At 64.0% G+C, this 13,739-nt stretch carries 12 protein-coding genes; 4 read left to right on the top strand and 8 right to left on the bottom strand.

Translation table 11 applies throughout. From position 1 onward, the window contains the following. Window positions 1-64 precede the first annotated feature (64 nt). The gene (locus BLR26_RS04350; RefSeq protein ID WP_093378272.1) at window positions 65-1,432 is read left to right on the top strand and encodes a CYTH domain-containing protein; all 1,368 of its coding nucleotides are present in this window, start codon (window positions 65-67) and stop codon (window positions 1,430-1,432) included. Between the two features lie 3 nt (window positions 1,433-1,435). Here BLR26_RS04350 and BLR26_RS04345 read toward each other — a convergent pair whose 3' ends face one another. Beyond that, window positions 1,436-1,906 carry an Lrp/AsnC family transcriptional regulator gene (locus tag BLR26_RS04345; RefSeq protein ID WP_093378268.1) on the bottom strand — a complete coding sequence of 157 codons (471 nt, stop codon included), beginning with the start codon at window positions 1,904-1,906 and terminating at the stop codon, window positions 1,436-1,438. 125 nt (window positions 1,907-2,031) lie between these two features. Here BLR26_RS04345 and BLR26_RS04340 point away from each other — a divergent pair, with 125 nt between their 5' ends. The 3 genes from BLR26_RS04340 (at window position 2,032) to BLR26_RS04330 (ending at window position 4,517) form a co-directional block, all read left to right on the top strand. Further along, the gene (locus BLR26_RS04340; RefSeq protein ID WP_093378264.1) at window positions 2,032-2,352 is read left to right on the top strand and encodes a hypothetical protein; all 321 of its coding nucleotides are present in this window, start codon (window positions 2,032-2,034) and stop codon (window positions 2,350-2,352) included. Between the two features lie 85 nt (window positions 2,353-2,437). Then, window positions 2,438-4,108, top strand: a complete 1,671-nt coding sequence (locus BLR26_RS04335) for a GspE/PulE family protein (RefSeq protein WP_093378259.1) — start codon at window positions 2,438-2,440, stop codon at window positions 4,106-4,108. Between the two features lie 91 nt (window positions 4,109-4,199). Next, complete coding sequence (locus tag BLR26_RS04330; RefSeq protein ID WP_045201089.1) at window positions 4,200-4,517, top strand: DUF2388 domain-containing protein; 318 nt, start codon at window positions 4,200-4,202, stop codon at window positions 4,515-4,517. A gap of 51 nt (window positions 4,518-4,568) precedes the next feature. Here BLR26_RS04330 and gcvP read toward each other — a convergent pair whose 3' ends face one another. The 7 genes from gcvP to BLR26_RS04295 form a co-directional block, all read right to left on the bottom strand. Continuing rightward, a complete protein-coding gene (gcvP, locus tag BLR26_RS04325) occupies window positions 4,569-7,442 on the bottom strand; it encodes an aminomethyl-transferring glycine dehydrogenase (protein WP_093378254.1) in 2,874 nt (957 codons plus the stop codon). A gap of 79 nt (window positions 7,443-7,521) precedes the next feature. Continuing rightward, window positions 7,522-7,905, bottom strand: a complete 384-nt coding sequence (gcvH, locus tag BLR26_RS04320; protein WP_093378249.1) for a glycine cleavage system protein GcvH — start codon at window positions 7,903-7,905, stop codon at window positions 7,522-7,524. Window positions 7,906-7,952: 47 nt separating this feature from the next. Next, window positions 7,953-9,035, bottom strand: coding sequence for a glycine cleavage system aminomethyltransferase GcvT (gene gcvT, locus BLR26_RS04315; protein ID WP_045201083.1), 1,083 nt, complete (start codon window positions 9,033-9,035; stop codon window positions 7,953-7,955). A gap of 121 nt (window positions 9,036-9,156) precedes the next feature. Beyond that, window positions 9,157-10,779: an ABC transporter permease gene (locus BLR26_RS04310; protein ID WP_093378244.1), complete on the bottom strand. Its 1,623-nt coding sequence runs from the start codon at window positions 10,777-10,779 to the stop codon at window positions 9,157-9,159. 144 nt (window positions 10,780-10,923) lie between these two features. Then, complete coding sequence (locus BLR26_RS04305; protein ID WP_045201202.1) at window positions 10,924-11,925, bottom strand: extracellular solute-binding protein; 1,002 nt, start codon at window positions 11,923-11,925, stop codon at window positions 10,924-10,926. Window positions 11,926-12,027: 102 nt separating this feature from the next. Further along, window positions 12,028-13,245 carry a 2-octaprenyl-3-methyl-6-methoxy-1,4-benzoquinol hydroxylase gene (locus tag BLR26_RS04300; protein ID WP_176794311.1) on the bottom strand — a complete coding sequence of 406 codons (1,218 nt, stop codon included), beginning with the start codon at window positions 13,243-13,245 and terminating at the stop codon, window positions 12,028-12,030. Window positions 13,246-13,254: 9 nt separating this feature from the next. Further along, window positions 13,255-13,737 (bottom strand): DUF4442 domain-containing protein, encoded by a 483-nt coding sequence (locus BLR26_RS04295; protein WP_045201076.1) that lies wholly within the window; start codon window positions 13,735-13,737, stop codon window positions 13,255-13,257. Window positions 13,738-13,739 lie beyond the last annotated feature (2 nt).

Raw genomic sequence — 13,739 nt, 5'->3', positions numbered from 1 at the left:
AGCCGACTCCTGTACACTGCACCCCCAAGACGCTCCCTGTCATTCGAGCCTGGATTACCCAGCAATGCATAAAGAAACCGAAATCAAACTGCGGGTCAGCCGCGAGACCCTCGCCGCCCTGCGTGAACACCCATTGCTGAACAAGCGCAACAAGTCCGGGTGGCAAAGCCGCGAACTGCTCAACCAGTACTTCGACACTCCGGAGCGCGACCTGGCCGCCGCCAAGGTCGCCCTGCGCCTGCGCCGCGACGGCGAGGTGGTCATCCAGACCCTCAAGACCCGCGGCCAGAGCGTCGCCGGCCTGTCCCAGCGCAACGAGTTCGAATGGCAGTTGCCCAAGGCCAAGCTCGACCTGAAAAAGCTCGACGCCGAGTGCTGGCCAGAGCAACTGGCCGATGTCGACAAAAAAACCATCAAGGCGCTGTTCACCACCGATTTCACCCGTGAGTACGCCGAAATCGCCTGGGGCCGCGGCAAGGCCAAAGTGGTAATCGAAGCCGCCCTGGACCTCGGCACCGTGGTCGCCGGCAAGCAAAAAGAAGAGATCTGCGAGCTGGAGCTCGAGCTGCGCGAAGGCGCCCCCGAAGCCCTGCTGGAACTGGCCGCCGAGCTGTCAGCCAAGCTGCCGCTGATGCCCTGCGACATCAGCAAGGCCGAGCGCGGCTACCGCCTGCTCGACGCCGGCAGCTACGCCCTGAGCCTGCCAGCCGCCGAACTGAACGCCGAAATGACCCTCGACGACGCCTTCGCCGCGTTGGCCTGGCAGTTGCTCGGCAGCAGCCAGCGCCTGGCCGAACAGTACCGTTTCAACGGTCACTGGCGCCTGCTGCAGGACTGGGTCGAAAACCTCTGGGAACTGCGTGCCCTGGCCAGCAGCCTCGGCCAGGCCGGCCCACGCGCCAGCACCCGCGAGTTGCGCAACAGCCTCGACGCCCTGCTCGAAGACTGGCGCCCGCTGGTGCTCGCCGGTGCCGACGACGAAGATGTACGCCGCGCAGCGCCCGAGCAGTTCGCCGAGGAGCTGCTGGAAACCCGCTGGGGCCAGTTCTCCCTGGAGACCTCGCGCTGGCTGCTGGCCCGTGCCTGGACCGTCGAGCGCAACAAGCGCGGCGACCGCCAGGGCGCCGCACAACTGGCCAACTGGCTGAACGTGCTGCTGGCCGAAGAAGCCAAGGCCCTCAACCTGCCGCTGTATCATCGCCAGCCCGAAGACCTGGCCGAGCAGCTGCCGCGCATCGAGCGCCTGCTGGCCTGGCTACATCATGCCCGCCAGGTGCTGGAAAGCCCGGACCTGGACCGCCTGTTCGGCGAGCTGAACAAGCTCCAGGAACTGGCCAACCTGCCGATCAGCGACGAAGTGCTCGAAGCCCGCGTCCACCAGGCCATGGCCGTGTTCCAGAGCCGCGGCTGGAAACACCTGCTGCGCAAGTAAGGCTCAAGGCAATACCGGCAAACTCGTCGTGGACTTGATTTCGGACAAGGCCACGGTCGAGTTGACCTCCTGGATCCCCGGCACCATCGACAGCTTTTCGAAAAAGAACCGTTCGTAGGCTTCGATGTCCGGGGTGACAATGCGCAGCAGAAAATCCACTGCGCCCATCAGCACATAACACTCCAACACTTCCGGAAAACCGCGGATCGCCTCGGTAAACTCGGTGAAGTTGGAGCGCCCGTGGGCGTTGAGTTTGACCTCGGCGAAGATCTGCGTGTTCAGGCCGATCTTCTTGCGGTCGAGCAGGGTCACCTGGGCGCGAATCACCCCCTCCTCTTTCAGACGCTGAATGCGCCGCCAGCACGGTGACTGCGACAGGCCTACACGCTCAGCGATCTGTGCGCTGGAGAGCGAGGCATCTTCCTGCAACAAAGCCAGAATGCGCCGGTCATAGCCGTCCAGTTCGCTGTGCATGATTTTTTCTCCAAAGTCGGTTGATTCGAATTGAGCTATTCAATAATCCGCAATATCTCACGATCATAGAGAAGAAATACCCCAGCCCGCATGTAAAAATTTCTCCACTTTCTGCGGAGAAACCCATGAGCGCTCTCGAACGGCTGGACAGCCCCCTTACGCCCTTGCGCCACGATGTCTGGGCCGCCAACAACGCCCACAGCGATGTCTGCTATCAACTGCAGGTCGAAGCCGAACCCGACAGCCTGTGCCGGGTGCTCAACCTGTTTGCCCTGCAATTTCTGGTACCACATCGCTTGAATGTCGAGCAGCAGGATGACCTGCTCAACATCGAGATTGGCATCAGCGGCCTTAGCTGGCACCGCGCCGAGCTGATTGCGCAAAAAATGCGCAACCTGATTTGCGTAAGCGAAGTGCAGTTGAGCACTGCCGGAAAAGCCTGGTAACCCTTGTTCAGCGGGAAGCCCCGGCTCAGCCGCTAACCTTGCTCAAGCCATCACTGTCGGTGGCGCGGCAAGGAAGCCCGCAGCCATGCACAACCTTAGCGAAGATCGCTGGCTTGACCTGAACACCCTGCTGGACGAGCTGCTGGCCGAGCAACGCATCAGCCCGGCTGATCGCGGCAATTGCCCGCCGGTGCCGCACGACCAGCACCCGCTGGAGTGGATCGCCAGCCAGCAGCTTGCCGACCTGCTTAATCCCGGCCAGCACCTGGACCTCGATAGCCTGTGCCAATGGCTGGCCAGGCAGGCCGGGCAGCCGTACCTGCGTATCGATCCCCTGGAGATCGACCCCGCCCGCCTCACCGGCCTGATGTCTGCAGGCTTCGCCCGGCGCCACGGCATCCTCGCGGTGGCCGCCGATGCCAGCGGCGTCACCGTGGCCAGCGCACAACCTTATGTACGCGCCTGGGAAGCGGACCTGACGCAGGTGCTGCAACGGCCAATCAAGCGCGTGCTGGCCAGCCCGGTGCAGATCCGTCAGCTCAGCCAGACGTTTTTCCAGGTCGCGCAATCGGTTAGCGGCGCCAGTCAGCAGCAGTCGACGCCAATCGCTGCGGGTAATCTTGAGCAGTTGCTTGAGCTGGGCGCGCGCGGGGCTGAAGCACAAGCCAACGATGCGCACATTGTCAGCATCGTCGACTGGCTGTTGCAGTACGCCTTCGAGCAGCGCGCCAGCGATATCCACCTCGAGCCCCGGCGCGACCAGGGCCAGCTGCGCTTTCGCATCGACGGCGTGCTGCACCCGGTCTACCAGTTTCCGGGGCCGGTGACTCTGGCGGTGGTCAGCCGCCTGAAAAGCCTGGGGCGCATGAATGTCGCAGAAAAACGCCGGCCCCAGGACGGCCGGATCAAGACCCGCCTGCCAGGCGGCGCAGAGGTCGAGCTGCGGCTGTCGACCCTGCCGACCACATTCGGTGAAAAGCTCGTACTGCGTGTTTTCGATCCACAGTTGCTGCAACAGGACTTTGCCCAACTGGGCCTCGGCGGCGCCGACCTCAAGCGCTGGCTGGCCATGCTCGACCATCGCCACGGCATTATCCTGGTCACCGGGCCTACCGGCTCGGGCAAAACCAGCACCCTGTACGCCAGCCTCAAACACCTGGCTACCCCGCAGATCAACCTGTGCACCGTCGAAGACCCGATCGAGATGGTAGAACCGGCCTTCAACCAGTTGCAGGTGCAACCAGCCATCGACCTCGACTTTGCCGCCGGCACCCGCGCCCTGCTGCGCCAGGACCCGGATGTCATCATGATCGGCGAAATACGCGACCTGGAAACCGCTCAGGTGGCGATTAAGGCCGCCCTCACCGGCCACCTGGTGCTCTCGACCCTGCATACAAACGATGCCTGCAGCGCCATCACCCGCCTGCTGGAGCTGGGCATTGCGCCCTACCTGCTCAAGGCCAGCCTGATCGGGGTCATGGCCCAGCGCCTGGTGCGTACCCTGTGCCGGCACTGCAAGGGAGCGCCGCTGGGGTGCCGGGAATGCCGGCAGACCGGGTATCACGGCCGTAGCGCGATCTTCGAGTTGCTGGGCATCAGCGATGCGCTCAAGTCACTCATCAACCGTGAAGCCGACCTGCCTGGCCTGCGCCAACTGGCGTTGAAGGAAGGGATGCACAGCCTCAGGCAAAGTGGCCTGGACAAAGTCGCGGCCGGGCAGACAAGCCAGGCTGAAGTGCTTCGCGTCACGGCCTGAGGCTGCGCCAAAGCTTTTACCCGGGCAGGGAACTAGATCTGCGCAAAGCCGATCAAAGGCCCCAGTTCACCTCACGTTGGAGTCCCCCCCGATGCGCCTCAAATTCGCAGTCGCAACCCTCGCCCTGCTGTCCCTGCCGGTTGGTTCTGCCATGGCCGATACCTTCTGGCGCAACGTCATCTCGTCCGGCGCCACCACCGGTTCCACCTACCTGACCTTCAAGGACCACAAACTGGTCATGGCGGCCCAGGATGATGCCGGCAGCTACGTCGCCAGCGAAGGCGCGATTCGCGGCCCGTACCTGGAAGCGGCGATGCACAAAGTGCGCGCCGACAACCCGGGGCTGCAAGTCAGCGACATGGAACTGGCCAATGCGATCCTGGCCAAGAATGCGCTAGCCAGCGAGTAAGCTCGCGACCGCTGTGGGAGCGGATAAATCCCCTCCCACACCAATAGCGCTTCAACGATAGTCATCCACCGGCACACAGGCGCAAAACAGGTTCCTGTCGCCATACACATTGTCGACGCGATTCACTGCCGGCCAGTACTTGTGCTGCCGCGCATGGGCACTGGGCGCCACGCCCTGGGCAATGCTGTAGGGCCGCTCCCACACCCCTAGCACATCCTCCAGCGTATGCGGCGCATGCTTGAGCGGGTTGTCTTCGGCCGGCCAGTTACCCTCCTGCACTTCACGGATCTCGGCGCGAATGCTCAGCATCGCCTCGACAAAGCGATCCAGCTCGGCCTTCGACTCGCTCTCGGTCGGCTCGACCATCAGGGTGCCCGGCACCGGGAACGACATGGTCGGCGCGTGGAAACCGTAATCCATCAAGCGCTTGGCCACATCCTCCTCGGTGATGCCGGTCAAGGCCTTGAGCGGGCGCAGATCGAGGATGCATTCATGGGCCACCCGTTCGTTGCGCCCGCGATAAAGCACCGGGAAGGCGCCGCCCAATTGCTCGGCCAGGTAGTTGGCCGAGAGGATCGCCACCTCGCTGGCATCGGCCAGTTGCGGGCCCATCATGGCGATGTACATCCAGCTGATCGGCAAAATGCTCGCGCTGCCCCAGGGCGCGGCGCTGACTGCGGTGTTCTGCGGGTCGGGGCCAGGCAGCGGGATGACCGGGTGGCTGGCGACAAACGGCGCCAGGTGTGCGCGCACACCGATCGGGCCCATGCCCGGGCCGCCACCGCCGTGGGGGATGCAGAAGGTCTTGTGCAGGTTCATGTGCGAGACGTCGGCGCCGATATCCGCTGGCCGCGCCAGGCCGACCTGGGCATTGAGGTTGGCACCGTCCATGTACACCTGGCCGCCGTGCGTGTGGATAACCTCGCAGATCTCGCTGATGCCTTCCTCGTACACACCATGGGTCGATGGGTAGGTCGCCATCAGGCACGACAGCTTGTCGCCAGCCGCCTGCGCCTTGGCTTTGAGGTCGGCCAGGTCGACGTTGCCGGCCTGGTCGCACTCGACGATCACCACCTGCATCCCGGCCATCTGCGCCGAGGCCGGGTTGGTGCCATGGGCCGAGGCCGGGATCAGGCAGATATCACGTTGCGGTTGATGACGGCTGCGGTGGTACTTGGCAATTGCCATCAGCCCGGCATACTCGCCCTGAGCGCCGGAGTTGGGTTGCATGCAGATGGCATCGAAGCCGGTGATCGCGCACAGCCAGCTTTCCAGCTCGTCGATCATCGCCTTGTAGCCCTGCACCTGCGCGGCCGGGGCAAAGGGGTGCAGCAGGGCGAAACCCGGCCAGGTGATCGGGATCATCTCGCTACTGGCATTGAGTTTCATCGTGCACGAGCCCAGCGGGATCATCGACTGGTTCAGCGCCAGGTCCTTGTTCTCCAGCTGCTTGAGGTAGCGCAGCATCTCGGTTTCGCTGTGGTGCAGGTTGAACACCGGGTGGCTGAGAAAAGCCGAGCGTCGCACCAATGCCGACGGAATGCCCTCGGGCTGCGCCAGAGCATCCAGCGCGGCGATATCCAGGCCGTGGTCGGCGCCCAGGAAGTTATCGAACAGGCGCATCACCGTGGTTTCGTCACAGGTCTCGTCGAGGCTCACGCCCAGTTGCCCGCGACCCAGAATCCGCAGGTTGATCTGCGCCGCCTCGGCGCTTTCGATAATGGCCGTCTGGCTGCCGCCGACTTCCAGGGTCAGGGTGTCGAAGAAGTGCTCGTTGAGGCGCTTGATGCCCTTGCTCTCCAGACCTGCAGCCAGCACGAAGGTCAACGCATGCACGCGCTGGGCGATGCGCTGCAGGCCTTCCGGGCCGTGGTACACCGCATAGAAGGCGGCGATGTTGGCCAGCAGCACCTGGGCGGTGCAGATGTTGGAGTTAGCCTTCTCGCGGCGGATATGCTGTTCGCGGGTTTGCAGGGCCATGCGCAACGCGGTGTTGCCGCGGGCATCCTTGGACACGCCGATGATGCGCCCAGGCATGGCCCGCTTGAATTCGTCCCGGCAGGCAAAGTACGCCGCATGCGGGCCACCAAAGCCCATGGGCACGCCGAAGCGCTGGGAGGAGCCCAGTACCACGTCGGCGCCCTGCTCACCCGGCGGCATCAGCATCACCAGGCTGAGCAGATCGGCAGCGACGCAGGCCAGCGCCTGCTGGGCATGCAGCTGAGTGATCAGCGGCCGCAAGTCACGCACTTCGCCGTGGGTATCGGGGTATTGCAGCAAGGCCCCGAACACCTGGTAGTTCGCGAGGTTATCCACAGCGTCGACGATCAGTTCGAAACCAAAGCCCTCGGCGCGGGTCTGCAGCACCGAGAGGGTTTGCGGGTGGCAGTGTTCATCGGCGAAGAAGGCATTGCTTTTCGACTTGGCCACGCGCTTGGCCAGAGCCATGGCTTCTGCCGCGGCAGTGGCTTCGTCGAGCAACGAGGCGTTGGCGAGGTCCAGGCCGGTGAGGTCGATGATCATTTGCTGGAAATTGAGCAAGGCTTCCAGGCGGCCCTGGGCGATTTCCGGTTGATACGGGGTATAGGCGGTGTACCAGCCCGGGTTTTCGAGGACGTTACGCAAAATGACGGTTGGCGTGATGGTGCCGTGATAACCCATGCCGATCAGGCTGGTCCACACCTGGTTCTGCTCGGCATAGCCCTTGAGCTTGGCCAGGGCAGCCTGTTCATCGAGGGCCTCAGGCAGCTCCAGTGGCCGGTTCAAACGGATGCCCGGCGGCACGGTCTGTTCGATCAGCTCGCGGCGGCTGCCAACCCCGAGGGTGGCGAGCATGGCCTGCTGCTCTGAGGCATCGGGGCCCAGGTGGCGACGCAGAAAAGGATTGCGGTCTTGCAGTTGGCTCAGGGACGGCGACTGGGACATAGCGGCTCTCTCTTCCTCGACCAAGCCTCGAGCACTCGAGGCATATTGAGTCTAGGAAGAGATTGCCGCCTGCGTGAAACTACTCGCCGATGGCGGCTTTGTAACCAGCGGCGTCGAGCAGTTTGTCCAGCTCGGCCTTGTCGCTTGGCTTGAGTTTGAAGATCCAGCTGGCATATGGGTCGCTGTTCAGCGACTCGGGGCTATCGGCCAGCTCTTCGTTTACCGCGATCACTTCACCGCTGACCGGTGCGTAGATATCGGAAGCGGCCTTGACCGACTCGACCACGCCCGCCGCATCGCCGGCGGCAAAGACCTTGCCCACTTCCGCCAGCTCGACGAACACCACGTCACCCAGGGCTTCCTGGGCATGGTCGCTGATCCCGACAGTCACAGAGCCATCGGCTTCCAGCCGGGCCCATTCGTGGCTTTCGGCAAAACGCAGGTCGGCGGGGATATTGCTCATAATTGTTGTCCTCGATTGGGTCAGCGGTTGGCCCGCCAGAATTGGGTTCAGATCAGGATCTTGCCATGGCGCACGAAGGTCGGCTTGACCACCCGCACCGGGTACCACTTGCCGCGAATCTCCACCTCGGCACGATCGGCGGTGGCCATCGGCACCCGCGCCAGGGCAATGGATTTGCTCAGCGTAGGAGAGAAACTACCACTGGTGATCTCCCCTTCGCCAATCCCGGCGACACGGACCACCTGATGGGCGCGTAAAACCCCGCGCTCTTCGAGCACCAGGCCGACCAGTTTCTGCTCGACGCCATGCTCGATTTCTTCCAGCAGGCCCTTGCGACCGATGAAGTCACGCGCTGCCGGCTCCCAGGCGATGCTCCAGCCCAGGTTCGAGGTCAGCGGCGTGTGGGCTTCGTCGATGTCCTGGCCATACAGGTTCATGCCCGCTTCCAGGCGCAGGGTATCGCGGGCGCCAAGGCCGCTGGGGGCGATGCCGGCGCCGACCAGGTCGTTGAAAAACGCCGGGGCCTGTACCGCCGGGAAAATGATTTCCAGGCCATCCTCACCGGTATAACCGGTGCGGGCGATGAACCAGTCACCATCGGCCAGGCCTTCGAAGGGCTTGAGTTCACGGATCAAAGCGGCGCGGGCAGCGGTTACCAGCTCCGCGACCTTTTCTCGCGCCTGCGGGCCCTGGATGGCAAGGATGGCCAGTTCCGGGCGCTCGCTCAGCTCGACCTCGAAGCCGATCATCCGCGCCTGCAGCCAGGCCAGGTCCTTGTCGCGGGTCGAGGCGTTGACCACCAGGCGGTAACCGTCTTCACAGCGGTAGACGATCATGTCGTCGATCACCCCGCCCTGCTCGTTGAGCATGGTGCTGTACAGGGCCTTGCCGGTGGCGTTCAGGCGCGCGACATCATTGGCCAGCACCTGTTGCAGCCAGGCACCGGCCTGGGCGCCACGGATATCGATCACGGTCATATGGGATACATCGAAGACCCCGCAGGCCTGGCGCACCTGATGGTGTTCCTCGACTTGCGAGCCGTAATGCAGGGGCATATCCCAACCGCCAAAATCGACCATCTTGGCGCCGAGGGCCAAGTGCAGGTCATAAAGAGGCGTACGCTGTCCCATGGGTTTCTCCTTCCGGGCGTGGCGAGGCTACGGCGGCTGGCAGCGTTGCAGCTACCCGGTCTGTAGGACCGGCCGCAGCGAATGCCGCGCATTGTAGCTGCAAGCAAGCAGGCTTACACCCTCAGCGCGTTTGACCGGGGTGGCGGGCCGAACGTCGAATCAGGCCGATGACCGGCAGCAAGCCGACCAGCACCAGGGTCAGCGCCGGTAGCGAAGCCCGCGACCATTCGCCTTCGCTGGTCATCTCGAATACCCGAACCGCCAGGGTATCCCAGCCAAAGGGGCGCATCAGCAAGGTCGCCGGCATTTCCTTGAGCACGTCGACGAATACCAGCAGCGCCGCGCTCATGGCACCGGGCACCAGCAAGGGTAGATACACCTTGAAAAACAATCTCGGGCCACTGACCCCCAGGCTGCGCGAAGCTTCCGGCAAGGACGGGCGAATCCGTCCCAGGCTGTTTTCCAGCGGGCCGTAGGCCACGGCGATAAAGCGCACCAGATACGCCAGCAACAAGGCCGACAGGCTGCCGAGCAGCAACGGCTTGCCGGCACCACCGAGCCAGCCGGACAGCGGCACCACCAAGTGGTTATCGAGGTAACTGAAGGCCAGCATGATCGACACTGCCAGCACCGAGCCGGGCAAGGCATAGCCCAGGTTGGCCAGGCCGACGCCGGCGCGGATGGTCGAGGTCGGCGCCTGGCGCCGGGCAAACGCCAGCATCAGGGCAACACACACAGTAATCAGTGCCGCCATGGCGCCCAGGTACAGGGTATGCAGGATCAGCCCGGCATAGCGCTCGTCAAGGTCGAAACGCCCCCGCTGCCAGAACCACACCAGCAACTGCAGCATCGGCACCACGAAGGCACAGGCGAAGACCAGCAGGCACCAGCTGCTGGCGGCCAGGGCCTTGATGCCCCGCAAGTGATACAAGGCCTTGCCGCGCGGGCGTTCGTTGCTGCTGCGCACGGCGCCACGGGCCCGGCGCTCGCCGTACAGCACCAGCATCACCGCCAGCAACAGCAGGCTGGCCAGTTGCGCGGCGCTTGAGAGGCTGAAGAAGCCATACCAGGTCTTGTAGATGGCGGTAGTGAAGGTGTCGAAGTTGAACACTGACACCGCGCCAAAATCCGCCAGGGTTTCCATCAATGCCAGGGCCACCCCGGCACCGATGGCCGGCCGCGCCATGGGCATGGCAACCCGCCAGAATGCCTGCAGCGGCGACAGACCCAGAACCCGCGCCGCTTCCATCAGGCCCTTGCCCTGGGCCAGGAAGGCGTTACGGGCCAGCAGGTAGACGTAGGGGTAGAACACCAACACCAGCACGGTGATGACCCCGCCGGTAGAACGCACCCGCGGCAGGCGCAAGGGTCCGAACCATTCGCGCAACAAGCTTTGCACCGGCCCGGCGAAATCCAGCAGGCCGACAAACACGAACGCCAGCACATAGGCCGGAATCGCGAACGGTAGCATCAAGGCCCAGTCGAGCCAGCGCCGCCCGGGGAACTCGCACAGGCTGGTGAGCCAGGCCAGGCTCACGCCCAGCACCGTCACACCAATGCCGACACCGAGGATCAGCGTCAGGGTGTTGCCCAGCAGGCGGCTCATCTGGGTATCGAGCAGGTGCGACCAGATCTGCAGGTCGACCGACTGCCAGGACAACAACAGCACGCTCAGCGGCAGCAGCACCAGGGCGGCGATGATGAAGACCAGGGGGTACCAGCGGCGTTGGGCGGGGTGGGCCAAAAGGAAAAATCTCTATGTAGAAGCACAGGCTCTGTGGGAGCGGCCTTGCCCCGCGATTGCATTGTGTCAGTCACATTGCAATCGCGGGGCAAGCCCGCTCCCACAGGGGGCCGATAAGGGCCCCGGAAGGATAAAGCCTGGCGCTTAGTTCCAGCCAGCCCGATCCATCAGGCGGATGGCTTCGGCCTGGCGTTTGCCGGCCACTTCCACAGCAATGCTGTCGGCCTTGAAGGTGCCCCAGGCAGCCACTTCTTCAGATGGCGCCACGGCCGGGTTGGCCGGGAACTCCTGGTTCACGCCGGCGAAGATTTTCTGCGCCTCGGCACCGGTCATCCATTCGACCAGCTTCTTCGCCGCCTCAGGGTGCGGCGCATATTTGGTCAGGCCGATACCCGAGAGGTTGACGTGCACGCCACGGTCAGCCTGGTTGGGCCAGAACAGCTTGACTGCCAGCTTGGGGTTTTCCTTGTGCAGGCGGCCGTAGTAGTAGGTGTTGACGATGCCGACGTCGCACTGGCCGGCGTTGATCGCCTGGAGCAAGGCGGTGTCGTCGGAGAACACATCGGTGGACAGGTTGTTGACCCAGCCCTTGATGATCTCTTCGGTTTTTTGCTCGCCATGGGTTTCGATCAGGGTAGCGGTCAGCGACTGGTTGTAGACCTTCTTCGCCGTACGCAGGCACAGGCGACCTTCCCAGTTTTTGTCGGCCAGGGCCTCGTAGGTGCTCAGCTCTTCGGGTTTGACCCGCTCGGTGGAGTAGGCGATGGTCCGTGCGCGCAGGCTCAGGCCGGTCCAGTCGTGGGACGAGGCGCGGTACTGGGCGGGGATGTTCTTGTCGATGACGTCCGACTTGATCGGCTGCAGGATGCCCATCTGCTCGGCCTGCCAGAGGTTGCCGGCGTCGACGGTGAGCAGCAGGTCGGCGGTGGCGTTCTCGCCCTCGGCCTTGATCCGCTGCATCAGCGGCGCTTCCTTGTCGGTGATGAACTTGATCTTCACCCCGGTTTCTTTGGTGTAGGCATCGAATACCGGTTTGATCAGCTCGTCGATGCGCGAGGAATACACCACCACTTCGTCCGCCGCCTGGGCGGCCGTGCCGAACAGGGTCAGAGCCAGGGCGGCCATTACGTGCTTGCGTGGCAACATGGTGCAGTCCTCGGAATTCATGAGAGGCGCAAATGGTAGTTAATCCCATTTGCCTTCTCAACCGAACTCACAAGGGAGGAGTTACCAGATGTTGCGGGGCCCTCAGGCCCGCGCCAGTTCCGGCAGGTCACCGCTCAAGCCCAAGGCCTGGCGCACGAACAGGGCCTTGGCTTCCGGCAATTGCTCGATCCATTTCAGGCCGCTGTTGCGCAACCAGCGCAACGGCAGTGGATCGGCCTGGAACAAGCGCTCGAAGCCTTCCATCGCCGCCATCAAGGCCAGGTTGTGCGGCATGCGTCGGCGCTCGAAACGGCTCAGCACGCGAATATCAGCCAGGCGCTCGCCACGCTCGTAGGCATGCAGCAGCTCTTCGGCCAGTACCGCGGCATCGAGGAAACCGAGGTTGACGCCCTGCCCGGCCAGCGGGTGGATGGTGTGCGCGGCATCGCCGATCAGCGCCAGGCCTTCGGCCACGTAACGCTTGGCGTGACGCTGGCGCAGCGGCACGCAAACCCGTGGGTCGGCCTGCAGGACGCCGCCCAGGCGCCCTTCGAAGGCGCGCTCAAGCTCGGCGCAGAACGCCTCGTCGCTCAAGGCCATCAAGTGTTCAGCCTGCTCGGGGGTGGTCGACCAGACGATCGAGCACCAGTCCTGCTGGCCATCACGCAACAGCGGCAGGAACGCCAGCGGCCCCTCGTCGGTAAAGCGCTGCCAGGCGGTCGCCTGATGCGGCCGGGCACAACGCACGCTGGTGACGATGGCGTGGTGCAGATAATCCCACTCGCGGGTCTCGCAGCCAGTCAGGCGGCGCACCGCCGAGTTGGCGCCGTCGGCAGCAATCACCAGCGGCGCACGCAGGGTACGGCCGTCGGCCAGGGTCAGCAGCCAGTCGTCGCCGGAGCGACGCATCTGCTCCAGACGGGCATTGGCCAGCAGGCCGATTTCGCTGTCGTGCAGACGCTCCAGCAGGCCATCCTGCACTACCCGATTCTCGACGATATGGCCAAGCACTTCGGCGTGCACGCTGGCCGCCGAGAAGTGGATCTGACCGGTGCCGCTGCCATCCCACACGTGCATGTCCGAGTAGGGGCTCAGACGTCGCTCGCTGACTCCCTGCCAGGCGCCCAGGCGTTCGAGAATGCGCTGGCTGGCCGCCGACAAGGCGCTGACCCGCGGCTCGAACGCCGACTGCTGGTCGAAGGGTTTGATCGACAAGGGGCTGCCGTCGAGCAAGAGAATTTCCAGGCCGCTGTGCTGCAACGCCAGGGCCAGGGCGCTGCCGACCATACCGGCACCGACAATCAACAGATCTGCGCGCATTTCCATGCCTTAAGCCTGTCTCGCTTGCGGCTTGAGCCGCACGTAAAGGGTTTTGTCGACCCGCGCCACCAGTTCACCGGCGGCGTCGCGGATATCGACCTGAAGTCGTGGCAGGTACTTTTTGCCGCCGGCGGTGTGCTGGCGGATGTCGTCGAGCAGGGCATCGTCGATGCGCAGGTCGGCGAACACCGGGCCCTTGCCCGGCGACACGAAATCGATGCTGGCGGCCTTGTCCCAGACGATGTACTCACGCCCGAGCAGCTCCATCAGCATCAGCATGTAGAACGGGTCGACCATCGAGTACAGGCTGCCGCCGAACTGGGTGCCGACATAGTTGCGGTTGAACCAGCGCAGGCCCATGCGCACGCGGATGTGGCGCAGGTCGGGGCTGACGCTGAGCACGCGAATGCCCGCGCCCAGGTACGGCGGGTAGATATTCAGCAGCCAGCGCAGCCTGCGCGCGCGCCGGGCCAGTTTGCGCGGGTCGCTCATGC

This window comes from Pseudomonas sp. UC 17F4 (genome assembly GCF_900101695.1).
In the GTDB taxonomy this organism is placed as follows: domain Bacteria; phylum Pseudomonadota; class Gammaproteobacteria; order Pseudomonadales; family Pseudomonadaceae; genus Aquipseudomonas.
This window is presented reverse-complemented; position numbering and strand designations above follow the sequence as displayed.